We start from the raw sequence: 17,966 nt of genomic DNA on the forward strand, positions 1-17,966 counted from the left end.
GTGGCGGTGTCGATGGCGGCGCCGTCGGCGACGGTGCCGGTGCACGACTCGATGCCGGTGCCGTCCGCGTCGTCNCGAGGCGCCGTCCGCGACGGTGCCGGTGCACGACTCGATGCCGGTGCCGCCGGTCTCGTCCGCGCAGGAGAACGACGCCTTGATGTCGGCGCCCTGGGCGTAGGTGGCGCCGTCGGCCGGTCGGGTGATCGTCACGGTCGGCTCGGTCTGGTCGGTGACCGTGTAGGAGACGGTCCGCTCGGACGTGTTGCCGGCCTTGTCGACGGCGGTGACGGTGAACGTCTTGGTGCCGCGGGTGGCGGTGTCGATGGCGGCGCCGTCGGCGACGGTGCCGGTGCACGACTCGATGCCGGTGCCGTCCGCGTCGTCGGCGCACGCGAAGGACGCCTTGACGTCGGCGCCCTGCGCGTAGGTCGCGCCGTCCTGCGGCGTCGTGAGCGTGATCCCGGGCTTCGTCCGGTCCGCGACGGTGTACGAGACCGTCGTCGTGGTGCTGTTGCCGGCCTGGTCGACCGCGGTGACGGTGAACGTCTTCGTGCCGCGCGTGGCCGTGTCGATCGGCGAGCCGTCGTCGACGGTGCCCTTGCAGGTCGCGATGCCGGTGCCGCCGGTGTCGTCGGTGCACGCGAAGTCGGCGTCGATGCTGGCGCCCTGCGTGTAGGTCCGACCGTCGGCGGGCGTGCTGATCGTCACGGTCGGCTTGGTCTGGTCGGCGACCGTGTAGGAGACGGTGGTCGTCGCGGTGTTGTTGGCGTTGTCGGTCGCCGTGACGGTGAACGTCTTCGTGCCGAGCGTGGCCGTGTCGAGCGACGCGCCGTCGGCGACGGTGCCGACGCAGGACTTCAGCCCGCTCCCGCCGGTCTCGTCAGCGCAGGAGAACGACGCCTTCACGTCCGCGCCCCGGGCGTACGTGGCGCCGTCGGCGGGCCGGGTCACCGTCACCGTGGGCTTGGTGACATCCACGACGATGTAGGTGATGCTCCTGGTCGTCGTGTTCTGGGCGCGGTCGCTCGCCGTGACCGAGAGCGTCTTGGGGCCGAGCGTCGAGGTGTCGAGCGCGCCGCCGTCCGGGACGGTGCCCGTGCACGAGACGAGCTCGCCGACGGCGTCGGCGCAGCTGTAGTCCGCGACCAGGGAGGCGTTGCGGGCGACGGTCTGCCCGTCGGTCGGCGCGGTGATCGACGCCGTCGGGGCGACGGCGTCCTCGTAGGAGATGCTCACGGAGCCGTTGCCGGAGTTGCCGGAGGTCGAGAGCGTGGCATTCGTCGGGACGAGCGACGACCCGCCGCCGCCACCACCGCCACCGGCTGCGTTCGCGGCGTCGTCGCTGCTGCCGCCGCCTCCGCCGCCGTAGAGCCCTCCGCCTCCGCCACCGCCCCCGCCGAGGTTCGTCTTCGTGAAGCGGTCCTCGAACGCCGGGAAGTAGGTGCCGCCCGTGCCGCCGGTCCCGAGGCTGCCGCTCGTCCCCGGACCGGCGCCCGTTCCGCCGGCGCCGCCTACGGCCGCGGTCCCGGCACCGCCGCCCCCGGCGCCGGTGGTGCCCCCGCCGGCGGCACCGGCGTCACCGCCACTTCCGGCGCTCCGGGGCTGGGCGTTGGAGCCGCCGCCGCCACCCCCGCCCGCGATCACGAACCGGTCGGCGAGGCCGCACGAGCCGGTGCGCAGGTCGCTCGCCCCGCCCCCGGAGCCTGCGAGCGCGTAGCTCGGGCTGAGGGAGGATCCCGGGGTCCCGCCGCCGTTGAACCCGGCCGTGGTTCCGACGAAGACGCAGAGCTGCGACCCGGCGGTCACCGCGCGTGTCCCGGTGACGATGGCGCCCCGCCCGCCGGGGTACGGTGCGGTGTTGCCGCTGATGCCGTACCGCTCGCCACTCGCGCCCTGGGCGCCGCTGACCGTGTACGACAGGCTGGTGATGCCCGCCGGAACGGTGTAGCTCGTCTGGCCCCCCGAGAACGTCTGCGTGGCGGTCGCCGCGCCGGCCGGGGCGACCCCGGTACCGAGGGCGAGCACCGCAGTGCCCACGGTCGCCGCCAGACCCCGTCCGATCGTCCGCTGCTGCCGTCCCCGCATGTCGCCCCCTGGCGTTCCGTCGTTGAAGTCCGCCTCGCGTATCCCGACGCGAGCGGCAGCCAGGATGACAGATGCATGCAACCTTCTCCTGTCGATCTGCCGCTCGCCGGGCGTCCGGGACGGGCCGCCCGTCCCGGACCGGACGCGGCGTCGCCCGCCCGGTGCGGTCAGTCCGACCCCGCGCCGCGCCCGCCCGCGAAGCCCGCGGGGGTCCGCCCGACCGTCCGGTGCCCGGACACGACGTCGTCGATGAGCCCGTACTCCTTCGCCTGCTCGGCGGTGAAGAAGCGGTCGCGCTGCATGTCCTCGTGGACGCGCGCGACCGTCTGCCCGGTGTGCTCGGCGTAGATCTCGTCGAGCCGGCGGCGCAGCTCGCGCGTCTCCTGCGCGTGGATCTCGATGTCGCTGGCCTGGCCCTGGTAGCCGCCGTGCGGCTGGTGGATGAGGATGCGGCTGTTCGGCAGGGCGAACCGCTTGCCGGGGGCGCCGGCGGTGAGCAGCAGCGAGCCCATGCTCATGGCGATCCCGCAGCAGATCGTCTGCACGTCGGGCTTGATGAACTGCATGGTGTCGTAGATCGCCAGGCCGCTGTAGACGACCCCGCCCGGGCTGTTGACGTAGAGCGCGATGTCCTTGTCGGGGTCCTGGCTCTCGAGGTGCAGCAGCTGCGCGACGACGAGGTTGGCGATCTCGTCGTTCACCTCGCTGCCGAGGAAGACGATCCGCTCGTTGAGCAGCCGCGAGTAGATGTCGAAGCTCCGCTCGCCGCGGGAGCTCTGCTCGACGACCATCGGGATGAGGGGCATGACCGCGTGTATCCTTTCGACAATGAATCGGTTGTCATACGAGCATAGCAACCAATCGGTTGTCACGCGCGAGGTGGAGATCGACGCGACCCCGGAGGAGGTCTGGGAGTCCCTGGCCACCGAGGAGGGCCGCGACGCCTGGCTCGAGGACGAGCCCGGCCGCGAGGTCCACGTCGAGGTCGTGCAGGCGCCGTCGCGGCTGGTCTGGTGGTGGTGGAACGGCGAGGAGCCCGCCACCCGCGTCGAGCTGCTCGTCGTCGCCGCCCCGGCGGGCGCCCGCGTCGTCGTGACCGAGTCCGTCCCCGCGTTCCCGCTCGCCGCCCTCGCGTGCGCGCACGCGTGCGCCCGCGCGTGAGCACCGACGAGAGTCCCGGGCAGGAGCAGGTCAGCGCGGTGTTCGCCGCGCTCGCCGACCCGACCCGCCGACGCGTCGTCGAGACGCTCCTGCGCGACGGCACGACCTCCGTCCCGGCGCTGACCGAGACGCTGCCGATCACGCGGCAGGCGGTCGCCAAGCACGTCGCGATCCTTGACGACGCCGGCCTCGTCGAGCGCGTGCCCGGCGGCGTCGGACGGGAGGTCCGCTACCGGCTGCGCGAGGAGGCGCTCGTGCCTGCCGCGACGTGGATGGCACAGGCCGACCGGGCCTGGGCGGGCCGCCTCGCCCGGCTGAAGGACGTCGTCGAGGGGCGCACCGGGGGCTGATCCGGGCGCGCCCGCCGCACGCCTCCCGGCCGCTGTTGTGCTACACCACAACAAGCGGTCCCGCAGAACCTTCCGACCAAGGAGCATCCCCATGGCCATCACGCTCGCCCCCGGCGCGCGCCGCCCGCTGTTCGACGACGTCCACGACGACTACCGCGAGAGCTTCCGGCGCTTCCTCAAGGCCGAGGTCGTCCCGCACCACGAGCAGTGGCAGCACGACCACATCACCTCGCGCGAGCTCTACACGAAGGCCGCCGAGCACGGCTTCCTCGCGATGGCCGTGCCGGAGGAGTACGGCGGCTCCGGCGTCGACGACTGGCGCTTCAACGCCGTCCTCTCCGAGGAGGCCGCCTACGCCGGCGTGCAGTCCTCGTGGATGGGCCCGAACGTCCACAACGACCTCGGCCTGCCGTACCTCCGCGCCGCCGCCAACGAGGAGCAGAAGGAGCGCTGGTACCCCGGCGTCGCCTCCGGCGAGTCCATCCTCGCGCTCGCGATGACCGAGCCCGGCACCGGCTCCGACCTGTCGGCGATCAGCACGAAGGCCAAGCGCGACGGCGACCACTACATCGTCAACGGCGGCAAGACCTTCATCTCCAACGGCATCAACGCCGACCTCGTCGTCACCGCCGTGCGCACCGGCGACGACCCGCACCGCGGCCTCTCGATGATCGTCATCGAGCGTGGCATGGACGGGTTCGAGCGCGGCAACCAGATCCACAAGCGCGGCCAGCACGCCAACGACACGGCCGAGCTGTTCTTCAACGACTGCAAGGTCCCGGTCGAGAACCTCCTCGGCGAGGAGGGCACGGGCTTCGCGCAGCTCATGGCCCACCTGATCCCCGAGCGCCTGGGCCTGGCCGTCAGCTCGATCGCCTGCGCCGAGGCCGCCCTCGACCTGACGCTCGACTACGTCAAGGAGCGCAAGGCGTTCGGCAAGCCGATCGGCTCGTTCCAGAACTCGCGCTTCGTGCTCGCCGACCTCCACACGAAGGTCACGATCACCCGCGCGTTCATGGACCAGACGATCCAGAAGTACGTCGACGGCACCTGCACCGTGCCCGAGGCCGCGATGGCGAAGTTCTGGACCACCGACCTGCTGTCCGAGGTCACCGACGCGTGCGTCCAGCTGTTCGGCGGCTACGGCTACACCACCGAGTACAAGATCAGCGAGATGTGGGCCGACGCGCGCGTCAACCGCATCTACGCCGGCACCAACGAGATCATGAAGGAGCTCGTCGGTCGCAGCCTCGGGCTGTGACCGAGGTCGCTCGCCCGGGGCGCGCCGCGCGGCGCCTGCCCCGGGCGGAGCGCCGCGCGCAGCTGCTGTCCGCCGCGCGCGCGGTGCTCGCGCGCACCGGGGTCGACGGCTTCTCGCTCGAGGAGGTCGCCCGCGAGGCGGGCGTCGCCGCGTCGTTGCCCCGGCACTACTTCTCGAGCTCCGAGCGCCTGCTCGTCGTCGCCGTCCTGGACGCCGTCCAGCAGGCCACCGCGCCGCTCGTCGCCGCCGAGGGCGACGTCCAGGAGCGGCTGCGCGAGTGGATCGACGTGCTCGCCGCCGACCCGTGGATCCACGGGATCTGGATGCACTCCGCCGGCGTGCACCCCGAGATCGACGACGCCGTGCGCCGCCGCCGCCGCGAGCTCGTCGAGCGCGCCGCGGGCCGCCCGTGGTCCGCGCTCTCGCGCGCCGACCAGCTGCGCGGGCTGGGCTGGATCGGCGCGTGCGACGCGATCACCGCCGAGTGGGTCGCCGACGGCGCCCACGACGGCACCCGGCTCGTCGCCGCGCTGACCGACGTGTCGCGGCGCATGGGCCTCGGCGTCGGCTGACCGGCCACGCCGGGGGACGCGTGACCGCCCGCGGGCGGCCGGGCGCGCGCGTCCGCGCCCGGCCGCGCCGTCGCGATGCCCGACGCCCGGCTCTACCTGGTTTCCTGTGGGTACGTGTTGTTTTGTGTTGACTTCTGTGGGAACGCGGGGCATACTGACCGGGCAGTCACCACGGAGGAGCCCGGATGTACGCAGAGGAACGACAGGCAGCGATCGTCGAGCAGGCCCGGTCCCGCGGGCGCGTCGAGGTCGCCGGCCTGGCCCAGGAGCTGAACGTCACGACGGAGACCGTCCGGCGCGACCTCAGCGTCCTCGAGCGCCACGGCGTCCTGCGCCGCGTCCACGGCGGGGCGATCCCCGTCGAGCGGCTCGGCTTCGAGCCCGGCCTCGCCGACCGCGACCGGGCGATGAGCGACGAGAAGGAGCGGATCGCCCGCGCCGCCCTCGCCGAGGTGCCCGCCGAGGGCGCGATCCTGCTCGACGCCGGGACCACCACCGCGCGGCTCGCCGAGATCCTCCCCGCCGAGGCGACGCTCACGGTCGTCACCAATAGCCTGCCGATCGCGCTCACCCTCTCCTCGCGGCCGAACCTCACCGTCCTCACCGTCGGCGGACGCATCCGCGGCCGCACCGCCGCGATGGTCGACGCCTGGGCCCTGCGGGTCCTCGAGGACACGCTCGTCGACGTCGCCTTCGTCGGCACGAACGGCCTCAGCGTCGAGCGGGGGCTCACCACCCCGGACACCGCCGAGGCCGCGGTCAAGCGCGCGATGCTCCGCGCCGCCCGCCACACCGTCGTGCTCGCCGACCACACGAAGATCGGCAACGACCACTTCGCGCGGTTCGGCGACACCGGCGACATCGACGTCCTCATCACCGACCGCGGCATCGACCCCGACCAGGCCGGCTCGCTGGAGGCCTGCGGCATCCGCGTGGACCGGGCATGACCGTCGTCACGCTCACCGCCAACCCGTCGGTCGACCGCACCTGCGAGATCGACGCGCTGCGTCGCGGCGCCGTCCTGCGGCCGCTCTCCACCCGCGTCGACGCGGGCGGCAAGGGCGTCAACGTCGCCCGCGCGCTGCACGCCGCCGGCGCCCCGAACGTGGCGGTGCTGCCCGTCGGCGGCCACGAGGGCGCGCAGCTCGTCGACCTCCTCGCCGCCGCCGGCCTGCGCACCCGCACCGTCCCGATCGCCGGCGCGATCCGCGCCAACGTGACGATCGCCGAGCCCGACGGCACCACCACGAAGCTCAACGAGCCGGGTCCCGTGCTCGACGCCGACGAGGTCGCCGCGCTGCAGGCCGCCCTGCTCGACGAGGCGCGCACCGCCTCCTGGGCCGTGCTCTCCGGCAGCCTGCCCCCCGGCTGTCCCGTCGACCTCTACGCCCGCCTGACCGTGGCGCTGCACGCCGCGGGCGTGCGGGTCGCGCTGGACTGCGACGGCGAGGTCCTCCAGGCCGCGCTGCCCGCCGGCCCCGACCTCGTCAAGCCCAACCGCACCGAGCTCGCGCAGGCCACCGGCCTGGAGGTCCACTCCGCGCCCGACGCCGTGCGAGCCGCCCACGCCCTGCGCGAGCTCGGGGCGCGCGCCGTCCTCGCGAGCCTCGGCTCCCGCGGCGCCGTGCTGCTCGACGACAGCGGCGAGCACCACGCCCACGCCGCCGTCGACGCGCCGCGCAGCACGGTCGGGGCCGGCGACGCCGCGCTCGCCGGCTTCCTCGCCGCCGGCGCCCACGGGCCCGACGCCCTCGACGTTGCCGTCGCCTACGGCGCGGCCGCCGTCGCGCTCCCCGGCAGCCGCATGCCGACCCCCGCCGACCTTCGTCCCGACGCCGTACGCCGGCTCCCCGTCCGATCCCAGGAGGCCCTGTCGTGAGCATCATCACCCCCGCCCTCGTCGACCTCGACCTGCCCGGGGACGACCGCGTCGCGGCCACCCGCGCGCTCGCGCAGCGGCTGCACGCCGAGGGTCGCGTCACCGACCTCGACGGCTTCCTCGCCGACGTCGCCGCCCGCGAGGCGCAGATGCCCACCGGCCTGGAGGGCGGCATCGGCATCCCGCACGCGCGCAGCGCGCACGTCACCGAGCCGACGCTCGCGTTCGGCCGCTGCGCCGACGGCGTCGACTTCGGCGCGGCCGACGGGCCCGCCACCCTCGTGTTCCTCATCGCGGCCCCCGCGGAGGGGGACGCCGACCACATGACGATCCTGGCGAAGCTCGCACGCCGCCTCGTCCGTCCCGCGTTCCGCGAGCACCTGATGACGGTCGCCGATGCGACCGCCGCGTCGTCCTACATCACCGAGGAGGTCGGGTCATGAGAATCGTCGCCGTCACGAGCTGTCCGACGGGCATCGCGCACACCTACATGGCGGCGGAGGCGCTCGAGCAGGCCGGCCGCGACGCCGGGCACGAGCTCGCCGTCGAGACGCAGGGGTCCGCCGGGATCGAGGCGCTCAGCGCCGAGCAGATCGCGGCCGCCGACGCGGTCATCTTCGCCGCCGACGTCGAGGTGCGCGACCGCGCCCGCTTCGCCGGCAAGCCGCTCGTCACCGCCACCGTCAAGCAGGGCATCAACGACGCGGCCGGGCTCGTCGCGCGCGCCGTCGCCGCCGCCCAGGAGGCCCCGGCCACCGCGGCGACCGCACACGTCCTCGCGGCGGGCGCCCCCGTCGCCGCCGGTGCCGACGGTCCCGGCGGCCCGGGCCGTGCGAGCGTCGTGCGCGGCTGGTTCATGACCGGCGTCAGCTACATGATCCCGTTCGTCGCCGCGGGCGGCCTGCTGATCGCGCTCGCCTTCCTCTTCGGCGGCGCCGAGATCGCGTCGAAGGTCAACGGCGGCACGTTCGAGGGCGTCACGTACGACGGCGTCTCGAGCATCACCGACATCTACGACCAGCTCGGCATCGCCGGCCTGATGTTCAAGATCGGCGCGACGTCGTTCTCGATGCTCGTGCCGATCCTCGCCGGCTTCATCGCGTTCGCGATGGCCGACCGGCCCGGCCTCGTGCCCGGCGTCGTCGCCGGCCTGCTCGCCAACGAGATCGGCGCCGGCTTCCTCGGCGGCCTCGTCGGCGGCCTGCTCGCCGGTGCGGTCGTGCTCGGCATCCTGCGCGTCAAGGTCCCCTCGGCGATGGCCGGGATCATGCCCGTCGTCGTCATCCCGCTCGTCTCGACGCTCGTCGTCGGCCTCCTGATGATCGTCGCGGTCGGCGAGCCGATCGCCTCCGCGCAGAACGAGCTGACCGACTGGCTCGGCGGCCTCAGCGGCACCAACGGCATCGTCCTGGGCCTGCTGCTCGGCGCGATGATGGCCTTCGACATGGGCGGCCCCGTCAACAAGGTCGCCTACACGTTCGGCGTCGCCTCGCTCGCCTCTGGCGACCTGAAGATCATGGCCGCCGTCATGGCCGCGGGCATGACCCCGCCGATCGCCATGGCCCTCGCGACCGTCCTGCGCCCGAAGCTGTTCACGCGGGCCGAGCGCAAGGCCGGCGAGGCGGGCTGGCTGCTGGGCGCCTCGTTCATCACCGAGGGCGCGATCCCGTTCGCCGCCGCCGACCCGGCGCGCGTCATCCCCTCGCTGATGGCGGGCAGCGCGGTCACCGGGGCGCTGTCGATGGCCTTCGACGCCACGTCGCGCGCCCCGCACGGCGGCATCTGGGTCGTCGGCCTGATCGGCAACCCGCTGCTCTACGTCGTCGCGCTCGCCGCCGGCATCGCCGTCAGCACCGGCGCGGTGATCGCGCTGAAGAGCCGTCGCGGCGAGGTCACCGAGGACGCCACGAGCCCCTCGGTCACCGACCTGCTCGCCCCGTCGTCCCCGGCCCCGGCGCCCAGCGGCACCGCGGTCCCGGCCTGACATCCCCACCACCACGATCCCCAGGAGCACCGAGATGATGAGTGAGCGCCTCGTGAAGGTCGGCTCGCGGGTCGGCCTGCACGCCCGCCCCGCCAGCCTGTTCGTCCAGGCCGCCGCCGCCCAGCCGGCCGTGGTCACGATCGGCCGGCCCGACGGTGACGCCGTCGACGCCCGCAGCATCCTCGGCGTCCTCGGCCTCGGGGCCGCGCACGGCGACGAGGTCGTCCTGCGGGCCGAGGGGGAGGGCGCGGACGTCGCCGTCGCCGCCCTCGCCGAGCTCGTCGCGTCCGACCTCGACGCGGTGCAGTAGCCCGATGGCCTCCCTCGAGCACCACGGCCTGGGCGTCAGCGCCGGCATCGCGGTCGGGCCGGTCGCCCGGCTCGCACCCGGCCCGCAGCTCCCGGCCCACGACGCGCCGGTCGCCGACACGGCGGCCGAGGCGCGGCGCGCGACCGCGGCGCTCGAGGCGGTCGCCGCCGACCTGGAGGCCCGGGCCGCGACGGCCGGCGGCGAGGCCGCCGACGTGCTGACGGCGCAGGCCCTCATGGCCCGCGACCCGATGCTCGCCTCGGGCATCGCCGACCGCGTGACGGGCGGCCGCGACGCGCCGCACGCGGTCGACGCGGCGCTCGCCGAGCACCGTGCCGCGCTCGTCGCGCTCGGCGGCTACATGGCCGAGCGCGTCGCCGACCTCGACGACCTGCGGACCCGCGCGATCGCGCACCTGCTCGGCGTGCCGATGCCCGGCGTCCCCGACCCGGGGCACCCGTTCGTCCTCGTCGCGACCGACCTCGCGCCCGCCGACACGGCGACCCTCGACCGCGACCGCGTCGTCGCGATCGTCACCGAGCGCGGCGGGCCCACCGATCACACCGCGATCCTCGCGAAGTCGCTCGGCATCCCCGCCGTGGTCGCCTGCGCGGCCGCGGCCGGCCTGCACGACGGCGACGAGCTGCTCGTCGACGGGGGCGTCGGGCGGATCGTCGTCGGCCCCGACCGCGCGCAGGTCGCCGACGCGCAGCGCGCCGCCCAGGAGCTCGCCGCGCGTCGCGCGGGTTCGCACGGCCCCGGGCGCACCGCGGACGGTCACCCGGTCCGCCTGCTCGTGAACATCGGCGGCCCGGCCGACGTCGACAGCGCCGGGGTCCCCGGGGCGCAGGGCGTCGGCCTGTTCCGCACCGAGTTCCTCTTCCTGGACCGGGCGACCGCCCCGACCCGCGACGAGCAGGAGGCCCTCTACCGGGAGGTCTTCACCGCGTTCGCCGGCCGCCGCGTGATCGTGCGGACGCTCGACGTCGGCGCCGACAAGCCGCTCGCGTACGTCGACCAGCCCGACGAGGCCAACCCGGCGCTCGGCGTCCGCGGCCTGCGGCTCGCGCGCCGCGACCCCGGGCTGCTGACCGAGCAGCTCCTCGCGATCGCCGCGGCCGCCGCCGGGACCGACGCCGAGGTCGGCGTGATGGCCCCGATGGTCGCGACCGCCGCCGAGGCGCGGGACTTCGCGGCGGTCGCCCGCGAGCACGGCATCGACCGCGTCGGCGTCATGGTCGAGGTCCCGGCCGCCGCCCTGTGCGCGACCGAGATCCTGCAGCACGTCGACTTCGTCAGCCTCGGCACGAACGACCTCGCCCAGTACACGCTGGGCGCGGACCGGCTGGCGGGCGAGCTCGCCGACCTGCTCGACCCGTGGCAGCCCGCGGTCCTGCGGCTCGTCGCGATGGTCGGCGAGGCCGGCCTGGCCCACGACAAGCCCGTCGGGGTCTGCGGCGAGGCGGCGTCCGATCCGGAGCTCGCGCTCGTGCTGACCGGCCTGGGCGTCTCGTCCCTGTCGATGGCGGCCGCCTGCCTGCCCGACGTCCGCGCGACGCTCGCCGCGCACACGCTCGAGCAGTGCCGCGCGCTGGCGCAGCTCGCGCTCGCCGCGCCGTCGGCGCCCGACGCGCGCGCGGCCGTCCACGCCGCCGTTCGCGGGGAGGGCGCCGCGGTCGCGTCGGGCTAGGCGCCGGGACGCCCGCGCCCGGCGGGTGCCTACCGCAGGGCGACCGGGATGTGCGTGTACTGGTTGAGGAACAGCGACCGGATGCGCGTGGGGTCGCCGTCGAGGCGCATGTCCGGCCAGCGGGCGAGCGTCTCCTCGATCCAGATCCGCAGCTCCATCCGGGCGAGCGACGCGCCGAGGCAGAAGTGGCGGCCGCCGGCGCCGAACGCCTGGTGGCGGTCCAGGCCCTCGCGCGTGAGGTCGAAGGCGTCCGGGCGGTCGGGGTAGAGGGCCGGGTCGCGGTTGCTGGCGATGTACCAGAGCAGGACGCGGTCGCCCTCGCGGATCTGCGCGCCGCCGAGCTCGACGTCCCGGGTCGCGGCGCGACCCATCATCCCGAAGGCCGGGAAGCAGCGCAGGCCCTCCTCGACGGCGGCCGGGATGCGCGAGGGGTCCTCCACGAGCAGCCGACGCTGCTCCTCGTCCTCCATCAGGGCGAGCATCGTCGCGCTGTAGGTCGCGCGGGTCGAGTCGTTGCCCGCGGCGAGCAGCAGGACGAAGAAGGTGGCGATCTCCATCTCGGTGAGCCGGTCGCCATCGACCTCGGCGGTGATGAGGGCCGACAGGAGGTCGTCGCCGAGGTGCTCGACCCGCTCCTGGCGGACGGCCTCGATGTAGGCGACGACCTGCATGATCTCCTCGAGCGAGTCGCCCCAGGTCGCCCGGATGGCCGGGTCCTCGAACGCGGTGGCGACGTTCGTCCAGTGGACGAGCCGGCGGTCGTCGGACTCGGGGGTACCCAGGAGCGAGCCGATCACGCGCGCGGGGACGGGCTGGGCGATGTCGGTGACGAGGTCGACGTGGTCGTGGTCGGTGAAGCGGTCCAGGACGGTCTGGACGATCCGCCGCACGACGTGCTCGTGCTCGGCGATGCGGCCGGGGGTGAACGCCTTGCCGACGAGCTTCTTCATGCGGTCGTGCCGGGGCGGGTCCATCGAGATCATCTGCAGGCGCTGGACGTCCAGCGGGACCCCGACGTCGTCGACGAGGAAGATGCCGCGCCGCTCGGAGGAGAAGGTCGTGAAGTCGCGCGTCGCGGCGTGGACGAGGTCGGCGCGGGTGACCGACCAGAACCCGTCCTCGTCGGGGAAGCGGTCGTTCGGGCTCCAGTGGACGGGCTGCTCGCGGCGCATCTGCGCGAACAGCTCGTACGGGGGCCCGTCGGTCCAGTGGGCGTGGTCGCCGAGGTCGAGCGTCGACAGGTCGGCGGGGGCGGCGGTCGCGGAGCTCATGCCGCGAGCGTAAAACAGACACAGTGTCATTGCAAGCTGTCATCACGAGGTGCGTAGACTGCGGCCCGTGGCCCTGCTCGAGAAGCGCACGCGCGAGGACCCCCGCCGGGGGGAGACCGAGCGCGCGTTCCTCGCCGCGACCGAGGCGCTCCTCGCCGAGGGCGCCTCGTTCGCCGACCTGAACGTCAGCCGCATCGCCAAGCGCGCGGGACGCACCCGCACCGCGTTCTACGCGCACTTCGAGGATCGCCGCGACCTGCTCGTGCGCCTCGTCGAGGACTTCGCCACCGAGATCCACGGCGTCACCAGCGCGCACTGGGACCAGCCGCTCGCGCTCGCCGACGTGCGCCGCGTCGTCGCCGACCTGCTGGGCACCTTCCGCGCCCACGCCCCGCTCGTGCGCGCGCTCGTCGAGGCGTCGGGCTACGACCCGGAGATCCGCGCCTACTGGTCGGGGACGATCGAGCGCTTCGTCGGGCTCGCCGAGGAGCGGCTGCGGCGCGACGGTCGCCCGCCGGCCGCCGCCACCGCGACCGCCCAGGCGCTCGTGTGGATGACGGAGCGCACCGCCTACCAGCAGGTCGTCGCCGAGGACCCCGCCGTCGCCGATCGCACGCTCATCGCCGCACTCGCCGAGATCTGGGAGCGCACGCTCAACGGCTGAGCGGCCCCCGCGCGGCGCGCTCAAGTCCCCGCGCGCGTCCGTCGATGGTCGGCGGATGTCCTCGCCGGTCCGCCATGCGCTCGCCGTCCTCGCGCTCCTGTGCGCGATCGTCGTCGTGCTCGACGGCCGCGGCGCCGACGCGCGCACCGAGCCGGTCGCCCGGGCACCGGACCGGGGCACCTTCACGTTTGCGCCCGGCACGCATCCGCTGGACCGTCAGGCCGTCCTGCAGGCGGTCGCGGCCGCTCGCCCGGAGGCCCGGGCGCTGATCGACCGCATCGACGGCCGCACCACGATCACCGTCGGCACCCCGTCGCTGCCCCAGGCCGCCGGCACCGCCCGCTCGCTGCCCGACGGCCGTCACGAGCTGACGCTCGACCTCGGTCCCGTCAGCCGGGGACTCGGCGCCGCCGGCGTGGCGCGCCTCGTGCTCCACGAGCTCGGGCACGCGGTCGACGCGGCGCTCGTGCCTGCCGACCTGGCCGCCCGGCTCGACGCGCTCGTGCCCGCGGGCTACCCGTGCGGCACTCCCGGGGACGATCGCTCGTGCCTGGGCCGGTCGGCGCGCGAGGAGCGCTTCGCCGAGACGTTCGCCAAGTGGGCGACCGGCGACCTCGGGATCACCCTGCACATCGGCTACAAGGTGCCGCCCCCGCGGGTCTCGCTGGACCGCTGGGGTGCGCCGCTCGCCGCGCTCGCGCGACCCTAGGCGGCGACCGGCTCGCGCTCGCGCGCGGCGCGCGGCCGCACGACCGGCGGCACGGGCGGTCCGCCGCCGGTGCGCCGGTAGGCGACGGCGGCGCCGACGGCGGCGGCCAGGGCGGCCAGCCCACCGAGCGCGAGGCCGGCACGGGGGCCGGCGTGCTCGCCGATCCAGCCGAGCAGCGGGGCGCCGAACGGGGTCGAGCCGAGGAACACGAGCGAGTAGAGCGCCATCACCCGACCGCGCATCTGCGGGTCGACGCGCAGCTGGAGCACCGACGTGACGCCGGAGGAGAACGTGACGCTCGCGGCACCCAGCAGCACGAGCGCGACGAGCTGCACCGCCACGGTGGGGGAGGCGGCGACGAGCAGGTCGGTCACCCCGAACGCGGCCGCGGACGTGACGAGCGCGGCCGGCCCGAGGTCGCGCGCCCCGCCGATCGCCACCGCGCCGGCGATCGAGCCGACGGCCATCGCCATCGTCATCGCGGTGAACAGCCACGCGTCGCCGCCCCAGGTCGTCGACGCGAGCAGCGCGAGCAGGACCTGGAAGTTGAAGGCGAGCAGGCCGACGAGGGCCATCATCCCCAGCGGGATCAGCAGCTCGGGCGTGCGGCGGACGTAGGCGACGCCGGCCCGGATCGCGTGCGGCTCGCGCGGGCCGCGCGCGGGGGCGCCCATGCGCGCCGGGTCGAGCCGCGCGACGGCGACGATCATCGCGACGAAGGTGAGCGCGTCGACGACGAAGCACCAGGCGATCCCGGCGACGCCGATCAGCAGGCCGGCGACGGCCGGGCCGATGATCCGCGACGCGTTGATCGCGAGGCTGTTGAGCGCGACCGCCCCGACGACGCGGTCGGGCCCGACGAGCTCGATCGGCAGCGCCTGCCGTGCGGGACCGTCGAGCGCCATCGCGATTCCACGCAGCAGCACGGCCGCGTAGATCAGCGCCGGGGTCGCCGCGTCGAGGAAGGCGATCACGGCGAGGGCGGCCGCGGGGATGATCATCACCAGCTGGGTGCAGAGCAGCAGCCGGCGCTTGTCGACGCGGTCGGCGAGCAGACCGCCGACCTGCCCGAGCAGCAGCAGCGGCACGAACTGCAGAGCGGGCACGAGGCCGACGGCGAGGCCGTCGCCGGTGAGCGAGACCATGAGCCAGACGGCGGCGACGTTCTGGATCCAGTTGCCGCTCGTCGAGATGAGCTGGGCGATGAAGTAGCGCCGGTAATCGGCGACGTGGAGGGGGTCGAACGTGCGGCGGATGCGCGCGCTCATCGGCGGTCCACGAGCCGCTCCAGGATGTCGGCGGCACGGTCGAGGGTGGCGCGGTCCTCGGCGCTGAGCTCGGCGAGGCGCCGGGCGAGCACGGCGTCCTTGCGCGAGCGGATCGCCTGCAGGTGGTCGCGGCCGGGCTCGGTGATCGCGACCCGGCAGGAGCGGCCGTCGGCCGGGTCCGGGGTGCGGGTGACGAGGTCGTGCTCCTCGAGCTTGGCGACGATCCGGGTCGCGGAGGGCCGGCGGATGCGCTCGCGGTCGGCGAGCTCGCTCGGGGCGAGCGGGCCGTGGCGCTCGACGGTGGCGAGCGCGGCGGTGAGCGTCGGGCCCAGGAGCGTGACCTCCTCGGCGCCCGCGTGGCGCAGCCAGCGGGCGGTGCGGGCGATCACGTGGCGCAGATGCGTGGCGGACTGGGCAGCGGAAGAAGTTGCGATAGGTAATTACTTTAGCAAACCACCTGGGACGACGACCGCCCGCCCGGCGCGAGGCCGGACGGGCGGGTCGGGGGACGTCGGGGTGGGGTCGGTGAGGACTAGGAGCTGACCTTCTCGGCCGCCGGGGCGGACTGGACGTCCTCCGAGGCGGACTCACGCGGCTTGGGGTCCTTGCGCTCGACCTGCTCGCACGAGCCGTTGGGGTTCTCGGCCGTCGCGTCGGCGATCACGTCGACGTTGTCGAGGAACGCGCGGTCGGTGCCCGCGCCACAGGTGATGCGGTCGACCTCGCCGTCGCGGGTGCGGAAGCGGTCGTTGCCGTTGCCGCCGTCGAGCGTGTCGCCGACCTGGTCGACCTCGCCGCCCGGACCGGGCTGCACGTCGGACCGCGCGAGCGCCCACAGCGTGTCGTTGCCGTCGCCGCCGATGCTCGTGTCGGTGCCGGCGTTGGCGTAGATGACGTCGTCGCCCGCGCCGCCCTCCTGGCGGTCGTCGCCGGTCCCGCCGGCCATCTTGTCGTTGCCCGACTCGCCGAAGGACGTGTCGTTGCCCGAGCCGCCGTACACCCAGTCACGGGAGTCGCCGCCGCGCAGCGTGTCGTCGCCCGAGGCGCCGTAGAGGCGGTCGAACGAGGTGCGGTCACCGGTGTTGTTGGCGTCGCCGGTGATGGTGTCGTTGCCCTTGCCGCCGTTGAGCCAGTCGTTGCCGGGCCCGCCGAACAGCGTGTCGTTGCCGTCGGCCGCGAACACGCGGTCGTTGCCGGAGCCGCCGTTCAGCTTGTCGTCGGCCGCGAAGCCGAAGATGCGGTCGTTGCCGGCGTTGCCGTTGATCACGTCGGCGGCGTTGGTCCCGCGCAGCCGCTCGTTCCCGGCACCACCGTCGATGTTCGCGGCGAAGGCCGAGGCCGGCACGAGCATGAGGGCGGCGAGGGCGCCGGCGGTGGCCTTGCGGCGGTCGGTGATGAAGTTCATGGTGGGGTCGATCCTCCGGTGGGGTCGTTGCGGACTGCGACCGTTATCCCCGACCGGTGACGCTCCGTGGGGTCGCTCTCACGCAACGCTCACGATCCGTGAGGAAACGGTGAGAGATCCGTCGTGCGCGTGCGTGGGGGACGTTCGGCTGCAACCCTTCCGTCATGCCCCGCCGCCCCTCCGTGATCGCCGCGCTGACCGCGGTCCTGCTCGCCTGCACGCCGATCGTCGCCGACGGCGCGAAGCGCACCGGGACGAACGGGCGCGACGTCCTCACGGGCACGAGCAGCGTCGACAAGCTCTACGGGCGCGGCGGCGACGACAACCTGTACGGGCGCGGGGGCGGAGACACGCTCGACGGCGGGACCGGCAACGACCTGATCCTCGGCGATGCGGGCAACGACACCATCACCGGCGGGGCGGGCAACGACACGCTGATCGGCGGCTCCGGCAACGACCGCATCTTCGGGCAGGCCGGCGTCGACACCGTCTCCGGCGGCAACGGCAACGACGTCATCAACACGGCCGGCGACGGCGCGGCCGACACCGTGACCTGCGGCAAGGGCCGCGACGTCGTCATCGCCGACGCCGCGGATCTGGTCGACGCCGACTGTGAGAGCATCACCCGTCGATGAGCGAGCAGCCCGGCGGGAGCAGCGAGACGGACGGCCGGCCGACCGTCCTGCTCGTCGACGACGACCCGGCGATCCGCCGCGCCGTCTCCGTCGGACTGGAGCTCGAGGGCTTCGCCGTCGTGCCCGCCTCGGGCGGCCGGGCGGCGCTGGCCGCGGTCGGGACCGTCCGGCCGGACGCCATGCTGCTCGACCTCACGATGCCCGACCTCGACGGGCTCGAGGTGCTGCGCCAGCTGCGCGCCGACGGCGAGGAGGTGCCGGTCTGCGTGCTCTCCGCGCGCGACGAGGTCGACGACCGCGTCCTGGGTCTCGAGGCCGGCGCCGACGACTACGTCGTCAAGCCGTTCGCGCTCGAGGAGGTGGTCGCCCGCCTGCACGCGCTCCTGCGACGCCGTCCCGCCTCCCAGCAGCAGCGGGTGACGGTCGGCGACATCGAGCTCGACCCCGCCACGTTCGTCGCCGCCCGCGACGGCCACGACCTCGGGCTCACGCGACGCGAGTTCGAGCTGCTGCACCTGTTCCTGCGCCACCCCGGCGAGGTCCTCGAGCGCAAGGTGCTGCACGAGGAGGTCTGGGGCTACACGTTCGACCCGGGCACGAACGTCGCCGACGTCTTCGTCGGCTACCTGCGCCGCAAGCTCGAGGCGCACGGCGGCGAGCGCGTCCTGCACACGGTGCGCGGCGTCGGCTTCGTCCTGCGCGTCTGAGCGTCGGCCCTCCGC

At 74.4% G+C, this 17,966-nt stretch carries 20 protein-coding genes and 1 pseudogene; 16 read left to right on the plus strand and 5 right to left on the minus strand.

The annotated features are described in order from the left end of the window. The first annotated feature begins 448 nt into the window (after positions 1-448). The 3 genes from C7Y72_RS08345 to C7Y72_RS23185 all read left to right on the plus strand — a co-directional run bounded on the left by C7Y72_RS08345 (position 449) and on the right by C7Y72_RS23185 (position 1,138). On the plus strand, positions 449-676 hold the full coding sequence (locus C7Y72_RS08345) for a hypothetical protein (RefSeq protein ID WP_107568301.1): 228 nt from the start codon (positions 449-451) through the stop codon (positions 674-676). Between the two features lie 69 nt (positions 677-745). After that, complete coding sequence (locus C7Y72_RS08350) at positions 746-988, plus strand: hypothetical protein (RefSeq protein WP_107568302.1); 243 nt, start codon at positions 746-748, stop codon at positions 986-988. Between the two features lie 3 nt (positions 989-991). Further along, the gene (locus C7Y72_RS23185) at positions 992-1,138 is read left to right on the plus strand and encodes a hypothetical protein (RefSeq protein WP_158276727.1); all 147 of its coding nucleotides are present in this window, start codon (positions 992-994) and stop codon (positions 1,136-1,138) included. A gap of 1,114 nt (positions 1,139-2,252) precedes the next feature. On the opposite strand, the gene clpP is transcribed toward C7Y72_RS23185, so the two are convergent. Then, positions 2,253-2,891, minus strand: coding sequence for an ATP-dependent Clp endopeptidase proteolytic subunit ClpP (clpP, locus tag C7Y72_RS08365; protein ID WP_107568304.1), 639 nt, complete (start codon positions 2,889-2,891; stop codon positions 2,253-2,255). A gap of 31 nt (positions 2,892-2,922) precedes the next feature. Here clpP and C7Y72_RS08370 point away from each other — a divergent pair, with 31 nt between their 5' ends. The 9 genes and pseudogenes from C7Y72_RS08370 to ptsP all read left to right on the plus strand — a co-directional run bounded on the left by C7Y72_RS08370 (position 2,923) and on the right by ptsP (position 11,292). Continuing rightward, positions 2,923-3,246 (plus strand): SRPBCC family protein, encoded by a 324-nt coding sequence (locus tag C7Y72_RS08370; protein ID WP_146175301.1) that lies wholly within the window; start codon positions 2,923-2,925, stop codon positions 3,244-3,246. Beyond that, entirely contained in the window at positions 3,243-3,596 is a 354-nt protein-coding gene (locus tag C7Y72_RS08375; protein WP_233243777.1) for an ArsR/SmtB family transcription factor, read from the plus strand. Before C7Y72_RS08370 ends, C7Y72_RS08375 begins: the two co-directional genes overlap by 4 nt. A 91-nt stretch (positions 3,597-3,687) precedes the next feature. Further along, on the plus strand, positions 3,688-4,857 hold the full coding sequence (locus C7Y72_RS08380) for an acyl-CoA dehydrogenase family protein (RefSeq protein WP_107568307.1): 1,170 nt from the start codon (positions 3,688-3,690) through the stop codon (positions 4,855-4,857). After that, positions 4,854-5,429 (plus strand): TetR/AcrR family transcriptional regulator, encoded by a 576-nt coding sequence (locus C7Y72_RS08385; protein WP_154734150.1) that lies wholly within the window; start codon positions 4,854-4,856, stop codon positions 5,427-5,429. Before C7Y72_RS08380 ends, C7Y72_RS08385 begins: the two co-directional genes overlap by 4 nt. A 185-nt stretch (positions 5,430-5,614) precedes the next feature. Continuing rightward, positions 5,615-6,376, plus strand: coding sequence for a DeoR/GlpR family DNA-binding transcription regulator (locus C7Y72_RS08390; RefSeq protein WP_107568309.1), 762 nt, complete (start codon positions 5,615-5,617; stop codon positions 6,374-6,376). Continuing rightward, positions 6,373-7,308 carry a 1-phosphofructokinase gene (gene pfkB, locus C7Y72_RS08395; protein ID WP_107568310.1) on the plus strand — a complete coding sequence of 312 codons (936 nt, stop codon included), beginning with the start codon at positions 6,373-6,375 and terminating at the stop codon, positions 7,306-7,308. The genes C7Y72_RS08390 and pfkB overlap by 4 nt, the downstream gene beginning before the upstream one ends. Beyond that, positions 7,305-9,292: pseudogene (locus C7Y72_RS08405) on the plus strand (PTS fructose transporter subunit IIABC). Before pfkB ends, C7Y72_RS08405 begins: the two are co-directional and overlap by 4 nt. 37 nt (positions 9,293-9,329) lie before the next feature. Then, positions 9,330-9,602 carry an HPr family phosphocarrier protein gene (locus C7Y72_RS08410; RefSeq protein WP_107569719.1) on the plus strand — a complete coding sequence of 91 codons (273 nt, stop codon included), beginning with the start codon at positions 9,330-9,332 and terminating at the stop codon, positions 9,600-9,602. 4 nt (positions 9,603-9,606) lie between these two features. Beyond that, the gene (gene ptsP / locus C7Y72_RS08415; RefSeq protein ID WP_107568312.1) at positions 9,607-11,292 is read left to right on the plus strand and encodes a phosphoenolpyruvate--protein phosphotransferase; all 1,686 of its coding nucleotides are present in this window, start codon (positions 9,607-9,609) and stop codon (positions 11,290-11,292) included. Between the two features lie 29 nt (positions 11,293-11,321). Here the strand turns inward: ptsP and C7Y72_RS08420 are convergent, their stop codons facing one another. Continuing rightward, positions 11,322-12,563, minus strand: a complete 1,242-nt coding sequence (locus C7Y72_RS08420; RefSeq protein ID WP_107568313.1) for a cytochrome P450 — start codon at positions 12,561-12,563, stop codon at positions 11,322-11,324. Between the two features lie 67 nt (positions 12,564-12,630). On the opposite strand from C7Y72_RS08420, the gene C7Y72_RS08425 reads away from it, so the two are divergent. Then, positions 12,631-13,227 (plus strand): TetR/AcrR family transcriptional regulator, encoded by a 597-nt coding sequence (locus C7Y72_RS08425; RefSeq protein ID WP_158276728.1) that lies wholly within the window; start codon positions 12,631-12,633, stop codon positions 13,225-13,227. 55 nt (positions 13,228-13,282) lie between these two features. Beyond that, a complete protein-coding gene (locus tag C7Y72_RS08430) occupies positions 13,283-13,936 on the plus strand; it encodes a hypothetical protein (protein ID WP_107568315.1) in 654 nt (217 codons plus the stop codon). Here the strand turns inward: C7Y72_RS08430 and C7Y72_RS08435 are convergent. From C7Y72_RS08435 to C7Y72_RS23190, 3 genes are all read right to left on the minus strand, one after another. Next, on the minus strand, positions 13,933-15,204 hold the full coding sequence (locus tag C7Y72_RS08435) for an MFS transporter (RefSeq protein WP_107568316.1): 1,272 nt from the start codon (positions 15,202-15,204) through the stop codon (positions 13,933-13,935). The genes C7Y72_RS08430 and C7Y72_RS08435 overlap by 4 nt on opposite strands. Then, positions 15,201-15,593, minus strand: coding sequence for a MarR family transcriptional regulator (locus C7Y72_RS08440; RefSeq protein WP_233243779.1), 393 nt, complete (start codon positions 15,591-15,593; stop codon positions 15,201-15,203). The genes C7Y72_RS08435 and C7Y72_RS08440 overlap by 4 nt, the downstream gene beginning before the upstream one ends. 143 nt (positions 15,594-15,736) lie before the next feature. Continuing rightward, positions 15,737-16,609 (minus strand): calcium-binding protein, encoded by an 873-nt coding sequence (locus C7Y72_RS23190; RefSeq protein WP_107568318.1) that lies wholly within the window; start codon positions 16,607-16,609, stop codon positions 15,737-15,739. Positions 16,610-16,773: 164 nt separating this feature from the next. Between C7Y72_RS23190 and C7Y72_RS08450 the strand changes: the two genes are divergently transcribed. Together C7Y72_RS08450 and C7Y72_RS08455 are read left to right on the plus strand one after the other, a co-directional pair. Then, a complete protein-coding gene (locus tag C7Y72_RS08450) occupies positions 16,774-17,244 on the plus strand; it encodes a calcium-binding protein (protein WP_107568319.1) in 471 nt (156 codons plus the stop codon). Next, complete coding sequence (locus C7Y72_RS08455; RefSeq protein WP_107568320.1) at positions 17,241-17,951, plus strand: response regulator transcription factor; 711 nt, start codon at positions 17,241-17,243, stop codon at positions 17,949-17,951. The genes C7Y72_RS08450 and C7Y72_RS08455 overlap by 4 nt, the downstream gene beginning before the upstream one ends. The last annotated feature ends 15 nt before the right edge of the window (positions 17,952-17,966 follow it).

Origin of the sequence: Paraconexibacter algicola (genome assembly GCF_003044185.1) — a bacterium.
Classification (GTDB): Bacteria; Actinomycetota; Thermoleophilia; order Solirubrobacterales; family Solirubrobacteraceae; genus Paraconexibacter; species Paraconexibacter algicola.

Coding starts and splice junctions, on each gene's coding strand:
- C7Y72_RS23185 (WP_158276727.1), top strand. CDS start 992: ATGCTCCTGGTCGTCGTGTTCTGGGCGCGGTCGCTCGCCGTGACCGAG.
- clpP (WP_107568304.1), bottom strand. CDS start 2,891: ATGCCCCTCATCCCGATGGTCGTCGAGCAGAGCTCCCGCGGCGAGCGG.
- C7Y72_RS08380 (WP_107568307.1), top strand. CDS start 3,688: ATGGCCATCACGCTCGCCCCCGGCGCGCGCCGCCCGCTGTTCGACGAC.
- C7Y72_RS08390 (WP_107568309.1), top strand. CDS start 5,615: ATGTACGCAGAGGAACGACAGGCAGCGATCGTCGAGCAGGCCCGGTCC.
- pfkB (WP_107568310.1), top strand. CDS start 6,373: ATGACCGTCGTCACGCTCACCGCCAACCCGTCGGTCGACCGCACCTGC.
- C7Y72_RS08410 (WP_107569719.1), top strand. CDS start 9,330: ATGAGTGAGCGCCTCGTGAAGGTCGGCTCGCGGGTCGGCCTGCACGCC.
- ptsP (WP_107568312.1), top strand. CDS start 9,607: ATGGCCTCCCTCGAGCACCACGGCCTGGGCGTCAGCGCCGGCATCGCG.
- C7Y72_RS08420 (WP_107568313.1), bottom strand. CDS start 12,563: ATGAGCTCCGCGACCGCCGCCCCCGCCGACCTGTCGACGCTCGACCTC.
- C7Y72_RS08430 (WP_107568315.1), top strand. CDS start 13,283: ATGTCCTCGCCGGTCCGCCATGCGCTCGCCGTCCTCGCGCTCCTGTGC.
- C7Y72_RS08435 (WP_107568316.1), bottom strand. CDS start 15,204: ATGAGCGCGCGCATCCGCCGCACGTTCGACCCCCTCCACGTCGCCGAT.
- C7Y72_RS23190 (WP_107568318.1), bottom strand. CDS start 16,609: ATGAACTTCATCACCGACCGCCGCAAGGCCACCGCCGGCGCCCTCGCC.
- C7Y72_RS08450 (WP_107568319.1), top strand. CDS start 16,774: ATGCCCCGCCGCCCCTCCGTGATCGCCGCGCTGACCGCGGTCCTGCTC.
- C7Y72_RS08455 (WP_107568320.1), top strand. CDS start 17,241: ATGAGCGAGCAGCCCGGCGGGAGCAGCGAGACGGACGGCCGGCCGACC.